Origin of the sequence: Clostridium niameyense, assembly GCF_001243045.1 — a bacterium.
GTDB classification, from domain to species: domain Bacteria; phylum Bacillota; class Clostridia; order Clostridiales; family Clostridiaceae; genus Clostridium_F; species Clostridium_F niameyense.
In genome coordinates, this window is record NZ_LN849007.1 from 1,318,137 (window position 1) to 1,339,916 (window position 21,780).

General features: G+C 26.3%; 20 protein-coding genes, 1 pseudogene and 1 riboswitch. Of the genes and pseudogenes, 6 read left to right on the forward strand and 15 right to left on the reverse strand.

Translation table 11 applies throughout. The annotated features are described in order from the left end of the window. Nucleotides 1-4: 4 nt before the first annotated feature. From mutS to BN1711_RS07210, 4 genes are all read right to left on the reverse strand, one after another. Nucleotides 5-2,695, reverse strand: coding sequence for a DNA mismatch repair protein MutS (gene mutS, locus BN1711_RS07195; protein WP_050607491.1), 2,691 nt, complete (start codon nt 2,693-2,695; stop codon nt 5-7). Nucleotides 2,696-2,774: 79 nt separating this feature from the next. Continuing rightward, complete coding sequence (gene miaB / locus BN1711_RS07200) at nt 2,775-4,106, reverse strand: tRNA (N6-isopentenyl adenosine(37)-C2)-methylthiotransferase MiaB (RefSeq protein WP_129582141.1); 1,332 nt, start codon at nt 4,104-4,106, stop codon at nt 2,775-2,777. Nucleotides 4,107-4,345: 239 nt separating this feature from the next. After that, nucleotides 4,346-5,137 carry an arsenite methyltransferase gene (gene arsM, locus BN1711_RS07205; RefSeq protein ID WP_164995936.1) on the reverse strand — a complete coding sequence of 264 codons (792 nt, stop codon included), beginning with the start codon at nt 5,135-5,137 and terminating at the stop codon, nt 4,346-4,348. A gap of 13 nt (nt 5,138-5,150) precedes the next feature. Then, the gene (locus tag BN1711_RS07210) at nt 5,151-5,543 is read right to left on the reverse strand and encodes an ArsR/SmtB family transcription factor (protein ID WP_050607492.1); all 393 of its coding nucleotides are present in this window, start codon (nt 5,541-5,543) and stop codon (nt 5,151-5,153) included. Between the two features lie 405 nt (nt 5,544-5,948). Between BN1711_RS07210 and BN1711_RS07215 the strand changes: the two genes are divergently transcribed. After that, nucleotides 5,949-6,296, forward strand: coding sequence for a four-helix bundle copper-binding protein (locus BN1711_RS07215; RefSeq protein ID WP_050607493.1), 348 nt, complete (start codon nt 5,949-5,951; stop codon nt 6,294-6,296). Nucleotides 6,297-6,437: 141 nt separating this feature from the next. Here the strand turns inward: BN1711_RS07215 and BN1711_RS07220 are convergent, their stop codons facing one another. From BN1711_RS07220 to BN1711_RS07245, 6 genes and pseudogenes are all read right to left on the reverse strand, one after another. Beyond that, complete coding sequence (locus BN1711_RS07220) at nt 6,438-7,784, reverse strand: glycosyltransferase family 39 protein (RefSeq protein WP_050607494.1); 1,347 nt, start codon at nt 7,782-7,784, stop codon at nt 6,438-6,440. Nucleotides 7,785-8,113: 329 nt separating this feature from the next. Further along, on the reverse strand, nt 8,114-8,308 hold the full coding sequence (locus BN1711_RS12910) for a hypothetical protein (protein ID WP_050608459.1): 195 nt from the start codon (nt 8,306-8,308) through the stop codon (nt 8,114-8,116). Between the two features lie 442 nt (nt 8,309-8,750). After that, nucleotides 8,751-9,408, reverse strand: a pseudogene (locus BN1711_RS07230) (radical SAM protein). A 163-nt stretch (nt 9,409-9,571) separates the two neighbouring features. Then, a riboswitch (guanidine-I (ykkC/yxkD leader) is annotated at nt 9,572-9,667 on the reverse strand. 451 nt (nt 9,668-10,118) lie between these two features. Further along, entirely contained in the window at nt 10,119-10,550 is a 432-nt protein-coding gene (locus tag BN1711_RS07235) for a DUF1259 domain-containing protein (RefSeq protein WP_050607495.1), read from the reverse strand. A gap of 415 nt (nt 10,551-10,965) precedes the next feature. After that, nucleotides 10,966-12,882, reverse strand: a complete 1,917-nt coding sequence (gene cooS / locus BN1711_RS07240; RefSeq protein ID WP_050607496.1) for an anaerobic carbon-monoxide dehydrogenase catalytic subunit — start codon at nt 12,880-12,882, stop codon at nt 10,966-10,968. A 471-nt stretch (nt 12,883-13,353) separates the two neighbouring features. Then, nucleotides 13,354-13,521, reverse strand: coding sequence for an aspartyl-phosphate phosphatase Spo0E family protein (locus BN1711_RS07245; protein ID WP_050607497.1), 168 nt, complete (start codon nt 13,519-13,521; stop codon nt 13,354-13,356). Between the two features lie 304 nt (nt 13,522-13,825). Between BN1711_RS07245 and BN1711_RS07250 the strand changes: the two genes are divergently transcribed. Continuing rightward, nucleotides 13,826-14,239, forward strand: coding sequence for a hypothetical protein (locus tag BN1711_RS07250; RefSeq protein WP_050607498.1), 414 nt, complete (start codon nt 13,826-13,828; stop codon nt 14,237-14,239). Between the two features lie 76 nt (nt 14,240-14,315). On the opposite strand, the gene BN1711_RS07255 is transcribed toward BN1711_RS07250, so the two are convergent. Further along, on the reverse strand, nt 14,316-15,200 hold the full coding sequence (locus BN1711_RS07255; protein ID WP_050607499.1) for a LysR substrate-binding domain-containing protein: 885 nt from the start codon (nt 15,198-15,200) through the stop codon (nt 14,316-14,318). Nucleotides 15,201-15,360: 160 nt separating this feature from the next. Here BN1711_RS07255 and BN1711_RS07260 point away from each other — a divergent pair, with 160 nt between their 5' ends. Beyond that, entirely contained in the window at nt 15,361-16,368 is a 1,008-nt protein-coding gene (locus BN1711_RS07260) for a YeiH family protein (protein ID WP_050607500.1), read from the forward strand. Between the two features lie 269 nt (nt 16,369-16,637). Here the strand turns inward: BN1711_RS07260 and BN1711_RS07265 are convergent, their stop codons facing one another. The 3 genes from BN1711_RS07265 to BN1711_RS07270 form a co-directional block, all read right to left on the reverse strand. After that, nucleotides 16,638-17,105, reverse strand: coding sequence for a hypothetical protein (locus BN1711_RS07265; protein WP_050607501.1), 468 nt, complete (start codon nt 17,103-17,105; stop codon nt 16,638-16,640). Between the two features lie 90 nt (nt 17,106-17,195). Then, on the reverse strand, nt 17,196-17,321 hold the full coding sequence (locus tag BN1711_RS12850; RefSeq protein WP_279233072.1) for a hypothetical protein: 126 nt from the start codon (nt 17,319-17,321) through the stop codon (nt 17,196-17,198). Nucleotides 17,322-17,470: 149 nt separating this feature from the next. Then, a complete protein-coding gene (locus BN1711_RS07270) occupies nt 17,471-17,752 on the reverse strand; it encodes a hypothetical protein (RefSeq protein ID WP_050607502.1) in 282 nt (93 codons plus the stop codon). A gap of 459 nt (nt 17,753-18,211) precedes the next feature. On the opposite strand from BN1711_RS07270, the gene BN1711_RS07275 reads away from it, so the two are divergent. The 3 genes from BN1711_RS07275 (at nt 18,212) to BN1711_RS07280 (ending at nt 20,856) form a co-directional block, all read left to right on the forward strand. Then, nucleotides 18,212-19,402 (forward strand): aminotransferase-like domain-containing protein, encoded by a 1,191-nt coding sequence (locus BN1711_RS07275; RefSeq protein WP_050607503.1) that lies wholly within the window; start codon nt 18,212-18,214, stop codon nt 19,400-19,402. A gap of 73 nt (nt 19,403-19,475) precedes the next feature. Then, the gene (locus tag BN1711_RS12565; RefSeq protein WP_163248500.1) at nt 19,476-19,640 is read left to right on the forward strand and encodes a hypothetical protein; all 165 of its coding nucleotides are present in this window, start codon (nt 19,476-19,478) and stop codon (nt 19,638-19,640) included. A 25-nt stretch (nt 19,641-19,665) separates the two neighbouring features. Continuing rightward, nucleotides 19,666-20,856 carry a pyridoxal phosphate-dependent aminotransferase gene (locus BN1711_RS07280; RefSeq protein WP_050607504.1) on the forward strand — a complete coding sequence of 397 codons (1,191 nt, stop codon included), beginning with the start codon at nt 19,666-19,668 and terminating at the stop codon, nt 20,854-20,856. A gap of 31 nt (nt 20,857-20,887) precedes the next feature. On the opposite strand, the gene BN1711_RS07285 is transcribed toward BN1711_RS07280, so the two are convergent. Then, nucleotides 20,888-21,757, reverse strand: a complete 870-nt coding sequence (locus BN1711_RS07285; RefSeq protein ID WP_050607505.1) for a GNAT family N-acetyltransferase — start codon at nt 21,755-21,757, stop codon at nt 20,888-20,890. Nucleotides 21,758-21,780 lie beyond the last annotated feature (23 nt).

A 21,780-nucleotide genomic window follows, 5' to 3' on the forward strand; every position in this document is an offset into this window, starting at 1 on the left:
ACCACTACTTTAAAGTTTTAACTTTGTTTATTATATCATATAGTTTATTAAAGCCCTCCATAGGTGTCATGTTTAATATATCTATATCTTTTATTTCATTTATTAATTTATCTTTACACAAATCTTCAAAGTTCAACTGATGAGAAGGATTAATTGTATCTATTGCTATATCTTCTGTATATAAAGAATTTTCTTCTTTCCTATTAATAATTTCATTATTAAATTCTTTTTCATTAACATCTTCTTTAAATAATCTATCTTGTAAACATTTATCATTTTCATCAGAAGAATCAATAGAGTTTAATATTTGTTTAGCTTTTTCTATAACATCTATTGGGAGTCCTGCAAGTCTTGCAACTTCGATTCCATAGGACCTATCTGCTCTACCTTTTACTATTTTTCTTAAAAATATTATTTCATTATTAAGTTCCTTAACAGATACTGAATAATTTTTTACAGAGGGTATAGTATCCTCTAACTTTGTAAGCTCATGATAGTGTGTTGCAAATAATGTTTTACATTTAAGTTTAGGATTATTGCACATATATTCTATAACGGCCCAAGCAATACTAAGCCCATCATAAGTACTAGTTCCTCTGCCTACCTCATCTAAAAGCACTAAACTTTTTGGAGTAGCATTTTTTAGTATATTGGAAACTTCCCACATCTCCACCATAAAAGTACTTTTACCTGAAGCTAAATCATCAGATGCCCCTATTCTAGTAAATATCTTGTCACATATAGATATATTAGCTTTTTTACAAGGTACAAAGCTACCTATTTGTGCCATTATAGTTATTAAAGCTACCTGTCTCATATAAGTAGATTTACCTGCCATATTAGGTCCTGTAATTAATATAAGTTGATCCTTATCTGTATCCATATAAGTATCATTAGCTACAAATTCTCCTGTAGGTATGACTTTTTCTACTACGGGATGTCTTCCTTCTTCTATATATATTTCATCTTTAGCGTTTATATTAGGTTTAATATAATTATTCTCTAAAGCTACTGTAGCTAATGAACTTAAACAATCTAAATCAGATATTATCTTAGAAGTTTTTTGCATTCTATCTATGTTCTTTTCTATATAATCTCTAATTTCTATAAATAACTTATATTCTATATCTATAAGCTTTTCTTCTGCTCCTAATATTTTCTCTTCCATTTCCTTTAGCTCAGGTGTTATATATCTTTCACAGTTAGTTAAAGTTTGCTTCCTTATATATCTACCTTCTGGTACTAAATTTAAATTAGCTTTAGTAACTTCTATAAAATATCCAAACACTTTATTATAGCTTACTTTTAAAGATTTAATTCCTGTAGCCTCTTTTTCTTGTTGCTCAAGGGATGCAATCCATTTTTTACCGTTGGTTTTAGCAAATCTTAAAGAATCTACTTCTTCATTAAAACCTTCCTTAATTATATTACCTTCCTTTACAGATATAGAAGGATTATCTATTATAGACTTATCTAATAATTTATAAATATCTTCTAAAGTATCTATACTATTATGCATTTTTTTAAATAAATTACTCTTAAAATTAGTTATTATACTCTTTATACTAGGAACTTTTCCTATAGAATTCTTTAAGGAAATTAATTCTTTTGCATTTACACTTTTAGAAGCTACCTTACCTACTATTCTCTCTATATCATATATATCTTTTAAGCATTCTTTTAAATCTTCATGAATAGATAGCCTTCCTAAAAGTTCATCTACTGAATCTAATCTATTTTCAATAGCCTTTTTATTTATAAGAGGTTGCTCAATCCATTTTCTTAGTTGTCTTCCTCCCATAGCAGTATTAGTTCTATCAAGTACCCATAAAAGAGAACCTTTTTTAGTTTTTTCTCTCATATTTTCTGTAATCTCTAAATTTCTTCTAGAATTTATATCAATAGTTAGATAATCAACTATACTGTAATACTGTAACTCATTTATATTAGACAAAATACTTTTTTGAGTGTCAAATATATATGATATTAAACCATTACTTGATTTTAAAAGCACATCTTTATAATCTTCTTCATTAAAATTAATAAATTGATTTTTTAAATTTGTATCTTTATTATCTATAAACATATTTTCCGAAATCTTTGTTATAGATACATTTGGAAATCTTTCTTTTATAGAATTTAAAAAGTCTTCATTTATATTATCTTGAAACAATATCTCTTTTGGAATAAACTTAGATATTTCATCAAATACAATATTTTCATCAAACTTACTATCTGTACAATTAAATTCTCCTGTAGAAATATCCGCAAAACACATGGAACAGGCATTTGTGTCCTTCTCTAAATAAAAACTCATAATATAATTATTTTTACTTTCTTCTAAAAAAGAGGAATCTGTATATGTACCTGGAGTTATTATTTTAATTATACCTCTTTTTACAATACCTTTAGCTACAGCTGGATCTTCAAGCTGCTCACATATAGCTATTTTATATCCACGACTTATTAATTTACTTATGTAATTATTAGCAGAATGATATGGTATCCCACACATTGGAGCTCTTTCTTCCAATCCACAATCTCTTCCCGTTAAAACTAATTCTAGTTCTTTAGATGCAACTTTAGCATCTTCAAAAAACATTTCATAAAAGTCTCCTAGTCTAAAGAACATTATGCAATCTTTGCAAGTTTCTTTTACTTCTAAATACTGCTTCATCATTGGAGTTAATCCCATAATTTTTCCTCCTTAAAATATATGTCCTATATCATAAAAACTTTAAATAGTTCTAAAAAAAGCTCTATATAGAGCTTTTTTAAATTTCCTCACCTACTAATGAAAAAGATTGAGCTTTTGTTATCTTTACATTAACAAGTTTTCCTATGTCTTCTTTATTTCCTTCAAAGTTTACAAGTTTTCCTGTTCTTGTCCTACCCATTAACTTAGTATCATCGTTTTTACTAGTACCTTCTACTAAAACTTCTACTATTTTGTCTTGATATTCTTTATTCTTTTTAGCACAAATTTCATTTACTGCTTTTACCAATCTATCAAATCTTTTATGTTTTACATCCTCTGGAACTTGATCTTTGTATTCAGCAGCAGGAGTGCCCGGTCTTATAGAATATAAAAAAGTAAATGCTGAATCATATTCTACTTCCTTTACAAGACTTAATGTAGCTTCAAAATCTTCTTCTGTTTCTCCTGGAAAACCTACTATTATATCTGTAGTTAATGCTACATTAGGAATTGCTTTTTTTATTTTACCTACTAATTCTAAATATTGCTCTCTTGAATAATATCTATTCATTTTTTTAAGTATTTTACTAGAACCAGATTGCACTGGAAGATGTATTTGTTCACATAATTTATCACAACTTGCAACAGCTTCTATAACTTCTTCTGTTAAATCTTTAGGATGAGATGTCATAAATCTTACTCTTTCTAATCCTTCTATTTTATTTACTCTCTTTAAAAGTTCTGCAAAGCTAACCTTAGGCTCTAAATCCTTACCATAGGAATTTACATTTTGGCCAAGCAAAGTTATTTCTTTGTATCCTTCTGCTACTAGTTCTTTAATTTCATTTTCTATATTTAAAGGTTCCCTACTTCTTTCTCTACCTCTTACATAAGGTACTATACAATACGTACAAAAATTATTGCAACCATACATTATAGTTACAAAAGCTTTAACACTACTCTTTCTATCTACAGGTATATTTTCTATTATACCATCTTCTTTTTCTTGTATTTCTAAAACCATTTGATGGTGATTTTTAACTTCGTTTAAATAATCCATAAATTTATGGGCATTGTGAGTTCCAATTATTATATCTACAAAAGGGAACTTTTTCTTTATAGCTTCTGCCATACCTTCTTGTTGCATCATACAACCTGTAACACATATAACCAAGTTGGGATTTTTTGCCTTTAAAGCTTTAAGCATACCTAAATTTCCATACACCTTAAGCTCTGCATTTTCTCTTACACAACAAGTATTAAATATAATTATATCCGCATCTTCTCTTTTTTCAGTTTCTATATATCCCTCAATTTTTAATAATCCTGCAAATTTCTCTGAATCTTCTTCATTCATTTGGCATCCCCATGTTTCAATAAAGAAGAATCCCTTATTATTGTTCTCCAAAATTCAATCCTCCATTTTCTAATAAAAGTTTATAACATTTATAATATACCATAAAATTAGACAAAAATAAAAGTTCTAAGTACTAATATACTTAGAGCTTTTATTATTTTTTCTAAGTTATTATATATCAATAAAAATATCTAGTTTTATTCTGTTATTATAATTTCATTTTACATTTACATTTGTACTCAAAGACACCATAAAATTCTCATTCAAATAATGTGGTGTTCAATTAACTTTTATAATTTTATTGCTTTTATTGATGCAGACATAATATACTCCCCAACCTTTAAATTATGTCCCCATTTTTCAGCATATTCCTTTGATACTTCTTGCGTTTCAATTTTAATATCCTTGAAACCAGCTTTTTTCAAAAACAATTCTAATTCTTCCACTGAAGATGCACCAGTAACTCATCCACAGTAAAGCTTACTATCTTTTTTCATTTCATTCGTCAAACTTCTAATAAGAACTATATCCGAAATTGCAATTCTACCTCCAGCTTTTAAAACACGATAAGCTTCATCATATACTCTTTGTTTATTTGGTGATAAATTTATAACACAATTTGAAATAATTACATCAGCAATATTATCTCCCACTGGAATATTTTCAATTTCTCCCAATCTAAAATCTATATTTTTATATCTATATTTTTTAGCCATAGCTCTTGATTTACTAATCATCTCTGGAGTCATATCAACTCCAATGATATATCCATTAATACCAACTTTTTTTGAAGCTAAAAAACAGTCAAATCCTCCTCCACTTCCAAGATCTATAACCGTTTCGCCTTCTTTAATATTAGCTATTAACTGAGGGTTTCCACAACCTAATCCCATATTAGCTTCATCTGGAGCAGCCGCTATTTCTTTATCAGAATATCCTATTTTACGTGATATTTCTATTGCAGGTTTTTTTATATTAAGTTTACCACTACAACATCCATTTTCTTTTACATTTTCAATAGCTATTTTTTTATAACTATTACGAACAATATCTCTAACATCTATCTTTTTAAAATCACTCATATTTTTTCCCCCATTAATTCCTTCTACATTTACAACCATTTTCAATATCATTCTTATAGCATCTTAACATTTCACAATTCATTCCACTTTTTTTATATTTAATTAAAGTTTCTATATCCTGATTACATATGTCTATTTTATTTAATTCATTTTCTAAGAACTCTTTTATAAATGGAAACTTTTTCAATGTATCTTTATTTAATTTATAATATACCCATTGAGCTTTCTTATTATATGTAACAATATTAAACATACTTAACTTAGTTAGGTGTCTTGAGGCATTAGATTGTGTAATTCCTAATATATATTCAATTTCACATACACATAATTCCCCGTCTTTTAATAGATTTAATATTCTGATTCTATTTTCATCTCCTAATACTTTTAGCATTTTTACTATATCCATTTAATGCCTCCTTATAAATTTATGAATCAGTATGTATATTCCTTTATGCTCATATTCGATTATACTCATATAATATTCCCCTTAATTAAAGTTGTCAATCCTAAAATTTATAATTTTGCATAAAAAACTTCTATTTTTAACATCACATTATTCAATTTTTAAAGAATATTAAAATTACCTTTAGTTCGAATATAATATAGTCATTTTCTAAGATTTAATCATATTTGATTGAGTTACTATATATTTTTCTTCTTTAATGCTTGCATTGGTCATATTATATCTACTTGTACCAATATTTATAGAAATTAGTTTATTAAGTTTAAAAAATATTATTTTACATAATAGTTACTATATTGTTAATAATAATTATTATATTTAAAAAATTAATTTTAGGAGGTTGTTATAGTGGGGATAGTAACCAATTCAACAGATAAATTTCAAACATGCATTGATGAGTGTACCAAATGTGCTCAAGCATGTTATGAGTGCTTTAAGGCATGCCTAAACGAAATTGATGTTCAAGTAAGGAGGAACTGTATAAGTACACTTATTGAATGTGCACAAATGTGTCAAATATCTTCATCTATGATGTCAATGAATGGTCAATTTACAAAAGAACATTGTCAATTATGTGCAACTGTTTGCGATAAATGTGCACAAGAATGTGAAATGTTTAAAGATGACCATTGTAAAAAATGTGCTGCTGAATGTAAAAAATGCGCTACTGAATGTAGAAATATGTCTGCTATGTAATTATAAGTAATAAGCAGATAATAACCTTATTATGATTCCTATCTGCTTATTATAATTTTAAATAATATAAAATTTTATCTATGTTTAATCTCTTTACAATTTCAATGATTATATTAAAATAATATTCTCATCATATGACAATTATATTTTTAGCTTATTATTACTTTTTACTAAATTACCATCTCTAAAAAATATACTGATTGCACACAAAAATAATATTGGAAAGTTATATCTTTGTTGCCCTTCAAAAACAAAAGATATAAATATAAAATACAAAATATTAAAAAATAATATAGATTGCATATAACTAATATTTGAATTTTTCTTAAAAAAGCTAGTAACTATATTCTTAAAGTTATATATAATGTAAAGAGATCCGAAGAAACTTAATATATAAATATAATAATCTGAAAAATAACGCATTGGGTTACTTTTTAAAATGAACAAATTATCTTTTTCCCCTTCATTATTCATTCCCCACTGATATATATCTGCTGCACCATTAAAAAAAGTATTTTTTACTCTTATTGCTCCAATTTTAATAAATTTTATAGGATTATTAATTATCCATTTTTTAGCTTCTTCTTTAAATAAATTATTTAATTCTGGTTTTAACATTACTTGATCTACTTCATTTTCAACAATAGTTCTATAATTAAAATTATATATTTTAAATTGTTTTTTTAATTTATCTGATATGTCTATATTAGATATTGGCATCCATGCTCCATTATTATTATTATTATTATTATTAATAAATAGCACATATCCTCCATTATAAGATATAGGAATTAATAAATTAAACTTTTTATAATTTCTATAAGTCCATGGTGCTATTACCATGCACATAACTGTAGTAGAAATAAAAAATAATTTAAGTTGTTGTTTTATGTCTTTATTCCTTAACCATTCAACTATTGATATTATTACCGGATATAATATAAAAAAAGGCTTAGTTAGGGTAGCTAAGCCAATAAGAATTCCAATAATCACATATCTACATTTATTATTAAAATTACATAATTGCAAATATATTATAGCAGCTAGTAATAAAGTTGTTAAAACCTCTGAACCTAACACATTATTATAAACAATATAGTTAGGTAAAAAAGTTATAACCACGTATGTGCTATATATTATTATTAAATTATTATAAATTTTAAATAATATTTTTAAAATAATTATTAATGTTATTGTAGAAAATAAAACATTCAATACCTTACCTAAGACTATCTCATTTGATCCTATAAATTTATAGAAATATCCTAATACGAAAGGATATCCCATTGGTTGAAATGCTATAGGCTTTCCTAAATAATAGTGTCCTTCTCCCATAAAAATATTTGTGGCTATTTGTTGATATTTTTGAAAATCTGATATGGGATAACATGGAACTTTTAATATAAAAAAAATGCGTACTAATACGCCTAAAAAAGTTATTATTCCAAAATAGATTTTATTTTTAAAGTTAGCATATCTTAAGTTCATTAACTATCTCCTTATATAAAGTTTTTTATAAAATTATATTATTTCTATAGAAAATGTAACAAATTCTTTACAGTAAAATACTATGATTTATTTTATACTAAACATTGGGATTATTTTATATTTATTATCTATAATTAGGAAATTCCCCTCAACTAACTCGTTTAACACTTTAATTCATTATTAATATATAATATTATAAATATAAAATTTTTAGAATAAAAAATATCCTCTTTATAGGAATACTTTAAATTTAATATCTTATATACATATCTATAATAACATAAAAATAGGCAAAATAAAAAGACTATCTCTAGCCCCTATCTTACCTTTTACATAATTCCTAATTGTTTATTTACTTCTTTATTTGTTCTATTTGAAGACTCTAATATTTTTCTATAAAGTAAATTACCAGTATATCCTTGTTTTAAATATTTATTTTCATAATACTCAAATGGTAAATTAGAATTATTCCTATCTAAATATTTTGCTAGGTCTCTATCTTTCATTAATTTTCTAGCTTGCATTCTATACTTATTTCTTAATGAATGAGCCTTTCTAGCTTGTTCTTTTATTGCTAATGATTTATCTATTTTATTAACAATATTTCTATCATGGTAAATGTACCATTCCCTCACTTTTAAATTACTTAACTTTCCAATTAAACTTTCATATTCTTTAAAATTAATATCTGTTATAACCTTTTAAACCCTTCTTTTATTATTTACATGATTTATATAGTATAGTTGATATATTAAAGTTTGTCAATCTAAAATCAAAAATGTAAATTTTATATATCTTATCTTTTATTTTAAATCCACGTTAATATCCTTATTTTTTTCTTTCATGGATCACCACAAAACTTTTATATAACTTTATTTATTAAATCATACAATACAAAAATATTTATTAAAAGCGACGTGAATTTAATCTTATGTCGCTATATAAAAATATTATGTATATGAATTACTAAATATTTAGTAGTTCATTTGAAATTTTCTCAAATCTTTCATCTTCTATTCTTGTAATAATTATCTTGTTAGGAGATATTTCTTTAATAATATTTTTTATCTTATTAATTGATTCATCATTATCGTTATATCCCTTAATAATGGTAATTTCAAATATAAATTTTCCTTTGTATTGTTTATTAAAAAAAGCCATATTTGAAATGTATTCTATTAAAGTATATCCTTTAATGGGTCTTTGGATTTTTTGAAAATCTTCTTCTGTTATTGCTTTTATTTCTTCAACAACCTGGTCACATTTATTAGCAATTTTCATATATTCATCTCTGCCTAATAAGTATCCATTAGAAAGCAGTCTTACAGATAAACCTTTATCTTTGATAAAGTCAATAATATCACTAATTTTATCATTTACTAAGGCCTCTACTTTTGAGTTAATAAAGATTAATTCTGCTTTTGTATTTTCTATCTTGCTTTCTAATTCAATTAATGAACTATCTATTTTAGCAAATGATTTCTGCATATCTACCTTGTTTTGCGATTTTCCAATAGGACCAAAATATACAGTCGAAGTTACAATGCTTTTGTGGAAGTATGTTAACTTCCATTACCCGTTTTCCATCTTCAATATAAATATCTTTATAAGTAAAAACACTCATCACCTACTTTATTAATACTTCTGTATTGTTAGTATGCTTAAATCTTTCAAGGCATTCTCAAACTCCTTTAATGTTTATCTCTAAAAATCATCTTCAGCAATAAATTGATTCATTAGAATATACTCACTCAACCATAAAAAAATCCATAGAAATATTATTAAATATCTCCCAGGCTTTTATCCTTCCATGTACACAGTCAACTGTGTGTTTTCTCTTGTACCTGCCAGTTATAAACTGCGGAACCCTAGAAAACTTAAATACATAATTAAATTATAATTTACAAGTTTACAATTGCAAAATGCTTTTAACATAATATTATGATTAAATCAACTATATATGTTTCTAGTAAAATTATCCATTTATTAATTAAAATTTGCTTTCTATTAAATTGTTTGATAGTTTACTTTTAAATTTAATTTACATAATTATATTTAAGTAACTTTATTTATTTTATTACATTTTTCATTTACGCTTTCATTTTTATCTATTTAATATCTATCATATTTCATAGAATTTATAAAATCACAAAATAAGATAACTCTAAACCTATTACTACCATATGTATATAAATATAATATCCTAAACTTATTTGGTATGTAAAAAGCACTTAAGGTTTTTATTCCTTAAGTGCCACATACTATTATATTATAAATATTTTTCTTTTAAATATATCTATATCAATCTTTAGTACCCATATAAATCTTTGGTATTTATTCTATATTTGTTGGGTTTATTACAGTTTGTCCTCTTAATACTTGAAGTGCTTCCGCTACTTTTCTAGCGAAATTTAAAGGCCTATCTATTGATTCAAAATGGATATACATAAGTCTTGGATCATCAAATAACCAATGATTGTGAAGTGCAGTAATTAATATTCCATTTCTTCTTAAAATAGATATAAAATCATTTATTTCTTCTTCAAGAATAACTGTCTCTCCTAAATTAAGAGTTCTACCTTGATTATCAGGAGACTCAAATGAAAATAATGCTGACAACGCTAATGGTGACTGCGTTGGTCTTCCTAATATTTGTGCATCAATATCTCTCTTAAAGGTTACCGTACAAACATTATCACTTGTATCTAAAATTTCAGCTCCAAGTATACGAGCAAACTGTGAACAAGTTCTACAAAAGTCTCTCAATCTTATTTCCTCCTATTATTTTAAACGTTTTTCTTAGAGGGCTTGTCCCCTCTATAATATAGTATGAAATTTATTTATAAATGTGCATAAATTTTATTTCATATTTAAATAATATTTGAAAACTATGTGATTTATATAATTTCAACTTCTTGCATCATTCCACTATTACTTGTATTATTTTACTAACACTCCTGCATCAACTCGTAACTACTCTGAATACCATTTTTCTATACTACAATCTATTATTTTTTATTACTATAAGTTAGTTTCCATTGAGTAAATCTAAAATAGGATATTTTCGTTTATGAGATACTTGTTTAATATACTATAAAATTTAAAATAAAAATAACAGTTATAGTGTTAGTAACTAGAACTGTTATTTTTATTTTAAATTAAATTCAATATTTTAATACCCTTAGTTTAATCCTAACTTATTTCTCTTACTTATAATATGTGATTCTATGTTATTTGCCACTTCAACTGGATTATCTCCCAAAGCAATCTTTCCTCCGGTTATGTCTTCTACTTCTTCTGTTAATAATTTTACAAGTTTAGGAGCTCCAGTCATAAAAGGAACTGGTGATAAATGAGTGTATGCACCATAAGCTAATGCAAATATTCCATCAATAGTTGCTTTTTGCTCCATCCATTCTGGAGCTGTAATTGCTATTGGTAGATCAGATATATCCAAATCCATATGATCTGCAAGTGCAGTTACAAGCATTGATATTCTTCCAGTATCCGTACAAGTTCCAAAACTTAATACTGGAGGAATCTTTAAAAGATTGCAAACTGTCTTTAATCCTTCCCCAGCTAAGGCATTAGCAGCTTCCAACGTGCAAAGACCTGCTACTTCTAAAGCATGATTTCCACAACCTCCCGATACCACTAATATATCTTTTCTAATTAATTCTTTTACAAGATTTATTGTATTCCAATCCTGTGGTCCATTTCTTAAAGTTGAGCAATTTGCAAGAGCAACTATTCCTTTAATTTTTCCATTAGCAATTACATCTACCAAAGTATCAAGTTTATGATCAAGCACCTGTAAAACTGCTTCTGTAGAAAAACCTGCAATAGCCTTTTGAGTTATTTTAGGAACCATAGGCTTAACTTTACCTTTACGCTTTTTAAAGTTTTCTATAGATAAATCTATTAAACTATCTGCCATGTCATCTACACTCTCAGGATTATAAGGAATCTTATGTTGTAAACCTGGCATATCTACAATAGTACTTATACTTACTAGTGTTACTCCATATCTCTCTGCATAATGGTCTATTGCTGGAGGTGAACAATTTTCTTCCATTGCCATGACATCTACTGTACCTGTAGCTAAAAGTGGTTCTATAGATAACCAGTTTCCCATAAGTCCTACAAAAACATCATCTACTTTGAATCTTTGTAGAAGTTCCTGCCCAGTCTCAATAGAACCTACTACTCTAAGTCCCTTTGCTCCTGCTTCTCTAGCTTTTTGTTGGACTTCATTCATCTTTGCCCTTTGTATTGTAGCGACTCCTCCCCATGGTTGATGTCCATTAAATACTATATTTATATACTCAGGGTCCATAATACCTAAATCTACATTTACTTCATGAGGCATAGGTGTTCCAAATAAAATATCCTGAACCATTTCAAGACCAATTTGCGAATTATATATAGTAGCTATACCTAAACGTAAAGCCTTTGCTGCTAAAGACCTATAACTACCATCTACATTGGTTAAACAACTAGCTACACAATTTTGTTCTTCATGAACAGTTCCTGCAGGGTAAACATTTATTTTTCTCCAAAGCTCTTTTCTCTTCCTTGGAGCAAAAGCTTCCACCATAAGGTTCTTATCCTCTACATCAATTTTCTGTTGTTCTTCTAATAATTCTGCTAATTCTATGGCCATTTGATTTAAATTATTGCTTGTATTAATACCTAACTTTTTGCACATCCATTTTAATTTGTCTGCATCTTTAATACTAAATGGAGTCTTTCCTTCTGCTGTAGATTTCAAGGTACGAAAAGCTTCATAGGCATGATGACTGTATGTACCTGCTCCCATTATATTTTTCAGCAAGAAATTTCTCATAGCCATAGCATCAGGTCCAATCCCACATACACCTTTTTTCTGTGGCCCCTTTTCATTTATTCTACAAGGTCCTTGAGAGCATAATTGACAACTTAAACCTTGCAGACAAAATTTGCAACGAATTTTCTCTTGTCCTATCCATCTATCAAATACATTAGACATACCATCTTCTCTTATACGTTTTAGCATTTCTTCTACAGAATCATGATAACTTACACGACCTTCAGCTTTTTCCAGTATACTCTCTTCCATAACTTTTGGCTTTATAAAATCTAAAATATATTTTATTCATACACTAATTTATTTAGCATCATACTAATAATTAATGTACATAATAGCATATCTCTATAATGCTATACCATAAGCCAATGGTATATTAGTCACTTCCTTTCTTGAATAGAACAATTAATTATTGTTTCATAATATAGAGTAATTAATCTATTTATATACTTTATTTTATTTTGTGACTTCTAATACTTTTTATACCTAATTTTAATATTACATTCATATAATAATTACTTATTGTTATATATTAAGTCTAGTAAACTTTGGCAAGGCAGATTTACAAAATTTTCTATTACATCTTCAATATTTTCTGCATTATATAGATAATATTGAAGATGTAATAGAACTTTTCTTATTAAATATAAGATTATAGTGATTTTCTCTAAATTAGAAGCACCCAGATAACTGAGTGCTTTTTTATCATTAGTTTATTATTTTTTAATCATTATGTCTTAAAAATTCGTTGTACTCATTAAGCAATACATCTAATTTTTTACTTAATAATACAAGCTCTGGGTCAATAAGTTCAGTTTTTTCGCCTATTAGTTGATTCATTAAACTTCTAGCTTCCTCTATTTTTTCTAATAGTAGCTCCTCCTTCGACATAGTATCCCTCCCTTCTTATGGTAATAAATACATTTTAAAGGATACTATGTAATAATATGTATTTAAAAAGCACTTGAAGTTAATCAAATTCTCATTTATTCTTCCATATACATATTATTTTTCTAATTTTTAAAATAAGTTATTTTTTTGTTAGTAAATTTTATTTATCATATAATTTTATAGTAATACTTTTTAATAATTGTAAACAATAATAATAATTCGGCTTAATATGTAACAATTATAAAATATATTCATATATGTAATATATCTATATATATAAATTCATTAGAAAGGATGATACTCTATGTGTAATATTCCTAAGTTTGATGATTTTATAAATAAATATCCAAAATATAAAAAATATGCACATAATGAATATTCCATAAATGTATTTGAATTTTTATCAGATCCAGTTAATATAAATAAAATGCTATTAGCAAACTCTAAAAATAAACCTGCACTTTCTGGATGTATATCTGAACTCGAATCTAAATTTAATATTTCACCTGATTTTGATTTTAATAATCCTACTGTTAAACAAGCAATTGGCTCAATGGTAAAAATAATTCTAACTCCTTTTGGGTATACCCCTAAGGCTCAAAAAAAGATGCCTAAAGGATCTTCCAAATACTTTAAATCATCAACTAATTATAGATTTGATTCTGAAAAAGCCCTGCTAAAAATTGTCCCTACCTTTACAATAAAAAAGATAAAATAAATAAAAAAGAACTTGCAATGCAAGTTCTTTTTTATTTACTGTTTTAATTACCTTTAAAATCTATCAATGTTAATATTTACATAATTAAATATTCCTTTAGATTATTTATAAAAGTTTCTATACTCTTAGAAGCTATATTAGTTTTGGGTAATATATAAGAAAAACTTCTAGAATAATTCTCATTAGTTTTTATGATAGATATTTCTTTATTTTTTTCAGCTTTTTTAGCTATATAATAAGACATTAATGTAATACCTAAATTATTTTTAACACCTTCCTTAACTGCATAATTACTACCAAATACTATTAAGTTCCCAGGTACAATATTATTACTATTTAAAAATATATCTAAGTATTCTCTACTACCAGATCCATTTTCTCTAGCAATCCAAGTTTTATTTTGGTAATCTTGAATTTGGAACTTTTTATTACAAAGTTCATCTCTATAAGGAACAGCCAAAACTAACTTATCATTATAAAAATCTTCATGTATAAATTTATTACTTGTAACTATACCTTCCACAAGTCCCAAATCTAATTGAAAATCTTCTACTTTCTTGCATATATTGGTAGTATTTTCGATAGTAACCGCATATTTTAAATTAGGATATTTTTTTGAAAACTCGCCTAAAAAGCTAGGTAATACATATTCCCCTATAGTAAAGCTAGCACCTATATTTAATTCTCCCTTTATGCTATTGGTATAATCTAGTATCTCATTTCTAGTCTCTTCCAATATATTTTCTATTTGTTTTGCCTTTTCATAAAGCAATCTTCCAGATTTAGTTATTATTATGTTTTTTTGTTTTACAGAACGTTGTATAAGTATTGTATTAAAATACTCTTCCAAATGCTTTATATGCAGACTTACACTAGGCTGCGATAAATTTATTGAATTACCTGCCTTAGTGAAATTTTCATATTCCACTACAGCTATAAAGGTTTTTAATTCTTCTAACATATCTATAATTTCTCCTTTTTATTATTTCATAATTAAAAAAATAAATGATTATCATTAATTATATATATTTTACTTATGATTATATAGCTATTATACTTTATTTTATAATGTAAATCCACGTAATAAAAACATAGTAAATGCTATCAGAAAGGATGATATTATGTGTAATTCACTAAAGAAAATAAAAGAAATAATACCTGGTCTTATTATATGTACAATAATTGCTTATATAGGTAAATTCCTTGGTAAATTTATTCCTACTATAGGTGGTGCAACCCTTGCTATCTTCTTAGGAATGCTTGTAGGAAATACCTTTGGAAATAAAAAAAGTTATGCCCAAGGATCAAAGTTTGCAGAAAGTGATTTACTTTCCTATTCCATAGTTTTACTTGGAGGAACTCTTAGTGCACAAACTATACTTAAACTAGGTATATCTGGAGTTGGTTTCATAATAATTCAAATGTGTATAACCGTTACGTTTGCCTTATTTTTAGGAAAGAAGCTTGGATTTTCTCAAAACTTTAGATATTTAATGGCTAGTGGTAATGCAGTGTGTGGTTCTTCAGCTATAGCATCTACAGCTCCAGTTATAGATGCTAGTGATGATGATAAAGTAATAAGTATAACTATGGTAAATCTTACAGGAACAATCTTAATGATACTACTTCCTTTAATAGCCAAAGTTGCATTTTCTACTGAAGTTATAAAAACTTCTGCTCTTTTAGGTGGTATACTTCAATCGGTAGGACAAGTTGTTGCTAGCGGTAGTATGATAAGCGAATCTGTAAAAGACTTAGCTACTATTTTTAAAATAGTACGTATAATATTTTTAGTATTTGTAGTTATCATATTAGGAAATTTAAAGAAAAGATCTATGAAAAATGAAGAATATAATATATCAAAAAAATCTAAAATAAAAATACCTTGGTACGTTATAGGATTTTTTATAACATGTACACTATTCACGCTTAATATAATTCCTCTTTTTTTGTCCAAAGTCATGAAAAATATAAGTAATAATTTTGAAATTATTGCTTTAGCAGGTATCGGTATGAGAGTTAATTTTAAAGAATTAATAAAACAAGGTGTAAAAGCATCTATATATAGCCTTTCAATTGCCCTAATACAAATAATATCTGCTCTTACTCTTATAACTATACTATTGTAAATAAAAAAGACCATCATTTTTGAAAAAACTCTTCATTTATTGGTGGTTTTTTATTATGATTTAATTTTTTCTTAATTTAAAAAGAATTATAAAATTAACTTAATTTTATAATTAGATATAATTATTTTATTAATTTTTATTATGTTAGTTTACTTTAAATTTTATTTACATAATAATTATTAAGTAACTTATATTTAATTTTTATAACTTTTATTATTTTTAAAGTGAAAATATAGTATGGAAAATCCATGCTATATTTTCGTTTAAATTTATTTATGATTACTATATAACTTATAATAATCGCAATTGTCGCAACACTTATAGCACTTACAACAATTGCAGCAATTACAACAGTTACAATTTGGACCGTTTATATCTGAACCATTGCAAGGAACCTCTGTACAAGTTGAATATAAAGATATTCCCATTAATTTATAGCATTTTTGGGGAGGTGTTTTAAATATTTTAAAATAAATTGTATTCCATAGCTGGAAGTACACTTGTACATATACAGTAAAATCAATATCAGTAGCTCCTTTAGGAAAAGTTATTGTTTCACTAAAGAACATGGAGAAAATTGGGCTTTCTTTGTAATAATCTCTGCCATTATAGCGGTAAAACACACTAAAATATGAAAGAAATAATCCATAATTAGTTACCCTAATAAATCCATCATCTGGATTTACTTGAATTTTATTTGAATCTGTTAATTTAACCGGCTTTATATTTGAAGTCATTTATAATCACCTAAACTTTCAAATTAAGATTTAACCTTCTCAAATATAATATATTCACTTATGAATACTGGGATTAAATAATATTTAAGTTTAACATGATAAAGTAATAAGTATAGTAACTATTACAGGAACAATCTTAATGATACCACTTTCTTTAATAACTAAAGTTGCATTTTCTACTGAACTTATAAAAGCTTCTGCTCTTTTAGCTGGCATACCTCAATTAGTAGAACAAGTTGACTAGCGGTAGTTTTATTTGTTCATTATATATAAATTCATTTAATCTTAATTAAATCACTTTTTAATTAAGATTTTTAAAATGGAAAATATAGTATGAAAAACTCATACTATATTTTCGTTTGAATTTATTTATGATTATTATATAACTTATAATAATCGCACCTGTCACAACACTTACAGCAATTACAACAGTTACTATTTGCTCCATTTATACCCAAACTATTGCAAGAGACCTCATTACAAATTGCATAGAATGCTCCCCCCATTAATTGATAGCATTTCACTGGAGCCTCGTCAAATATTCTATGATAAATTGTCGCCCATTTACCAACGAAAACTTCTGTAAATACAGTAAACTCAATATCAGTAGCTCCTTCAGGAAGAGGTATTGTTTCACTGAAAAACATTTAACTAACTTTATATTTGAACTCATTTATAATCACCTAAACTTTAAAATTAAGATTTAACCTTCTCAAATAGAATATGTTCATTTACAAATATTAAAACTAAATAATATCTAAGTTTAATATGATAAATTAATAACATCATATTAAAAATTATTAATAAATTCTGTATATTATTAATAGTTAAAACTTAAAATATATAGTAAATTTTTAAGTTCAAAATACTTTTTTTGCTAAATGGAGGGATTTTCATATTTTTTAAAATTTATCATTAAAAATAATAACTATTTTTCTACAAAAAGTTACAGAATTATTTGACATTTTATTAACATTATTATAAATTTTTTTAATTTTTATAAATTTTTATAAATTCAAAAGAAGGATATAATAATTATTTGTAGAATAGATTATATAAACAATAAAATGAAAAATAAGCACAATGTTTTTTGGAGGGATTTACTAATGAATATACGTTTTTCAGAGAGAGCTAAAGGATTAAAAGCTTCAGAAATAAGAGAATTATTAAAACTAACAGAAAAACCTGAAATAATTTCATTTGCTGGTGGATTACCTGCACCTGAATTATTCCCAGTAGAAAAAATAAAAGAAATTACTAATGAAGTAATAGAAAGAGATGGCCAATCTGCATTACAATACAGTTCAACAGAAGGATTTAAACCTCTTAGAGAAATAATTGCAAAACAAAGAATGGCTCCTGCTGGAGTAAACGTTACAGCTGATGAAATAGCTATAACAAATGGATCTCAACAAGGTATTGAATTCTCAGCTAAGATATTTGTAAATGAAGGAGATATAATACTTTGTGAAAGCCCAAGTTACTTAGGTGCTATAAATGCATTCAAAGCATATAGACCTAAGTTTGTTGAAATACCAATGGACGATAATGGTATGATTGTTGAAGAATTAGAAAAAGCTTTAAAAGAACATGGCGACAAAGTTAAAATGATATATACAATTCCTGACTTCCAAAATCCAACAGGAAGAACTATGCCAGATGACAGAAGAAAGAGAGTTGCTGAATTAGCAGCTGAATTCGAAATTCCTGTAATTGAAGATAATCCATATGGAGATCTTATATATGAAGGAGAAAGACATCCAGCTATAAAAAGCTTTGATAAAGAAGGTTGGGTTATATATCTTGGAACTTTCTCTAAAAACTTCTGCCCTGGATTAAGACTTGCTTGGGTTTGTGCTAAACCTGAAATTCTTCAAAAATATATAATTATAAAACAAGGTGTGGACCTACAAGCTAGTTCACTAGACCAAAGAATTGCTGCTGAGTTCATGACAAAATATGATTTAAATGAACACGTTGCACAAATTAAAAAAGTTTACGAAAGACGTAGAGATTTAATGTTAAATAGCATGAAAGAATACTTCCCTAAGGATGTAAAATTCACATTCCCTGTTGGAGGATTATTCACATGGGTTGAACTTAGAGAAGATTTAGATGCAAAAGAATTAATGCCTGAAGCTTTAGAGCAAAATGTTGCTTATGTACCAGGTGGTCCTTTCTTCCCTAACGGAGGACATAATAATTACTTTAGATTAAATTATTCTTGCATGGGTGATGAAAAAATAGTTGAAGGTATTAAGAGATTAGGAAAAGTTTTAGAAAAACATTATAAATAGTAAATTAACTATAATTTACTTTGTTTTAAATATCTCCTTTTAGGTTAAACTAATCTAAAAGGAGATGATTTATATGTATAATGCTAAAGATTATTGTGATGAAAGTTCTGATAATGATTATAGTTTGAGATTTAAATGTATATGTGATAAGGAATATTTTAATACAATTACTACTGAAAGTATTTTAATAAATGCAAAATCATATTACGTACCTATTGAACATATAATTTTAAAATAAATAAAACTATTGGGGGGTATATTAAATGAATTTTTCAGAAAGAATATCTAAAATGCAATTTTCACCAATAAGAAAGCTGGCACCATATGCTGCTGAAGCTAAGAAAAAAGGAATTCATGTTTATCATTTAAATATAGGACAACCAGATATAAAAACTCCTGAATGCTTCACTGAAGGAATTAAATCTTTTAATGAAACTGTATTAAAGTATACTGCTTCTCAAGGTATGGATCCTTTATTAGAAAGTTTTATAAAATACTATAAGCAATGGGATATAGATTTTGATAAAGATGAATTATTAATAACAAATGGTGGAAGTGAAGCTATTCAACTTTCATTAATGGCACTATGCGATGTTGGGGATGAAATAATAATTCCAGAACCTTTCTATACAAACTATAATGGATTTGCTCAATCTGCTGGTGTAGAAGTAGTGCCATTCTTAACTAAAGCCGAGGATGGATTCCATCTTCCTAAAAAAGAAGAAATATTAAATAAAATAACTGATAAAACAAGGGCTATATTAATTTCAAATCCTGGAAATCCTACTGGGGTTGTTTATAGCTATGAAGAGTTAAGAATGCTTGCTGATATTGTTAAAGAAAAAGACTTATTCTTAATAGCAGATGAGGTTTATAGAGAGTTTGTATATGATAATCTAAAATATACTTCTGCTATGTATCTAGAAGATATAAGAGAAAGATTAATTATAATAGATAGCGTTTCTAAACGTTATAGTGCTTGTGGAGCTAGAATTGGGGTTATAGCTTCTAAAAATAAGGAACTTATACATCAAATATTAAAATTATGTCAATCTAGATTATGTGTACCTACTGTAGAACAATTAGGTGCCGCTAATTTAATAAATACTCCTGAAAGCTACTTTAAAGAAGTTAGAGAAGAGTATGAGAACAGAAGAAATATTATGTTTGAAGGACTAAAGAATATTCCTGGAGTTGTTTGCGAAAAACCTACAGGCGCTTTTTATATTGTTGCTAAATTACCTGTTAAAAATGCTGAAGATTTCGCTAAATGGTTATTGGAGGAATTTAACTACGACCATAAAACTGTTATGGTAGCTCCTGCTGAAGGATTCTATGCAACTTCTGGACTAGGAATTGATGAAATTAGACTTTCCTATTGCTTAAAAGGCGAAGACTTAAAAGAAGCAATGGGATTGTTAAAGATAGCCATAGAAAAATATAACAATAGATAAAAAATAGCCTGCTACAATAAACTGTAGCAGGCTATTTTTTTATTTGAAAATCATAAATTTCTTTAAATAAAGTAAAACCTACGGATTCATATAAATTTAAAGCTACATTATTAAAAGAATTTACTCTTATCATAACAAAATCAAAGTTCTTTTCTTTTAAAACATTTAATATATGAAATAATAGGATTTTACTATACCCCTTCCCTCTATATCCTGGCATTATACCAAAGTTGACTATAAACGGAATCTGATTCTCCATTATAACTTGACCATATCCAATATAATTCTCACCAATCTTCATAAATATAGAACCATTTTCATAATAATAATCTTGTTTTTCATCATAATATATATCTTCTACTGTTAGTGGAATCCTAGTATTACTTTTAAAAATTTCATTTTGTATAAAACATCTAATTTTTTCATCCCTATTTAAACATAATTTTTCAATGCATATATATGGAATAGTATTAAATGGAAAAGTTTTATCTTTTAAATCTAGCTTTAATTGTATAGTACCTTCTTTTTTAATAAAGCCTATAGTTTTCAATATGTTATAGTTCTCTCCATTGTTTTCACAACAATAGTTTATTGCAGTATCATATTTAATAGAATTAATAAGCTTTTCATATATTGATATATCATATTTATGTTCACTATCCACACTTAAGGCATTTATATAATTTTCTTTTCCTCTTTTAGTATTCCATATATAACCTATACATTTATCTTTTAAGAAAATTAACTTAACTTTTTTTCTAAGAATAATCTTTTCTATTAAACTAGCGTCATCATATATTTTAAAAAAATCTTCATTTAAATTATTAAAGTCATATCTATAATCATTAAGTTCTTTAAAACAGTTTACCTTATTTTTAGTTAAACCAATACATTTATACATAATATTCCTCTTTAACTTTTGAA

Excerpts from the sequence above, each read along its gene's own strand:
- mutS (WP_050607491.1), bottom strand. The coding sequence starts at position 2,695 with ATGGGATTAACTCCAATGATGAAGCAGTATTTAGAAGTAAAAGAAACT.
- BN1711_RS07210 (WP_050607492.1), bottom strand. The coding sequence starts at position 5,543 with ATGGATATAGTAAAAATGCTAAAAGTATTAGGAGATGAAAATAGAATC.
- BN1711_RS07220 (WP_050607494.1), bottom strand. The coding sequence starts at position 7,784 with ATGAACTTAAGATATGCTAACTTTAAAAATAAAATCTATTTTGGAATA.
- BN1711_RS12910 (WP_050608459.1), bottom strand. The coding sequence starts at position 8,308 with ATGCAAGCTAGAAAATTAATGAAAGATAGAGACCTAGCAAAATATTTA.
- cooS (WP_050607496.1), bottom strand. The coding sequence starts at position 12,882 with ATGGAAGAGAGTATACTGGAAAAAGCTGAAGGTCGTGTAAGTTATCAT.
- BN1711_RS07245 (WP_050607497.1), bottom strand. The coding sequence starts at position 13,521 with ATGTCGAAGGAGGAGCTACTATTAGAAAAAATAGAGGAAGCTAGAAGT.
- BN1711_RS07250 (WP_050607498.1), top strand. The coding sequence starts at position 13,826 with ATGTGTAATATTCCTAAGTTTGATGATTTTATAAATAAATATCCAAAA.
- BN1711_RS07255 (WP_050607499.1), bottom strand. The coding sequence starts at position 15,200 with ATGTTAGAAGAATTAAAAACCTTTATAGCTGTAGTGGAATATGAAAAT.
- BN1711_RS07260 (WP_050607500.1), top strand. The coding sequence starts at position 15,361 with ATGTGTAATTCACTAAAGAAAATAAAAGAAATAATACCTGGTCTTATT.
- BN1711_RS07265 (WP_050607501.1), bottom strand. The coding sequence starts at position 17,105 with ATGACTTCAAATATAAAGCCGGTTAAATTAACAGATTCAAATAAAATT.
- BN1711_RS12850 (WP_279233072.1), bottom strand. The coding sequence starts at position 17,321 with ATGCCAGCTAAAAGAGCAGAAGCTTTTATAAGTTCAGTAGAAAATGCA.
- BN1711_RS07270 (WP_050607502.1), bottom strand. The coding sequence starts at position 17,752 with ATGTTTTTCAGTGAAACAATACCTCTTCCTGAAGGAGCTACTGATATT.
- BN1711_RS07275 (WP_050607503.1), top strand. The coding sequence starts at position 18,212 with ATGAATATACGTTTTTCAGAGAGAGCTAAAGGATTAAAAGCTTCAGAA.
- BN1711_RS12565 (WP_163248500.1), top strand. The coding sequence starts at position 19,476 with ATGTATAATGCTAAAGATTATTGTGATGAAAGTTCTGATAATGATTAT.
- BN1711_RS07280 (WP_050607504.1), top strand. The coding sequence starts at position 19,666 with ATGAATTTTTCAGAAAGAATATCTAAAATGCAATTTTCACCAATAAGA.
- BN1711_RS07285 (WP_050607505.1), bottom strand. The coding sequence starts at position 21,757 with ATGTATAAATGTATTGGTTTAACTAAAAATAAGGTAAACTGTTTTAAA.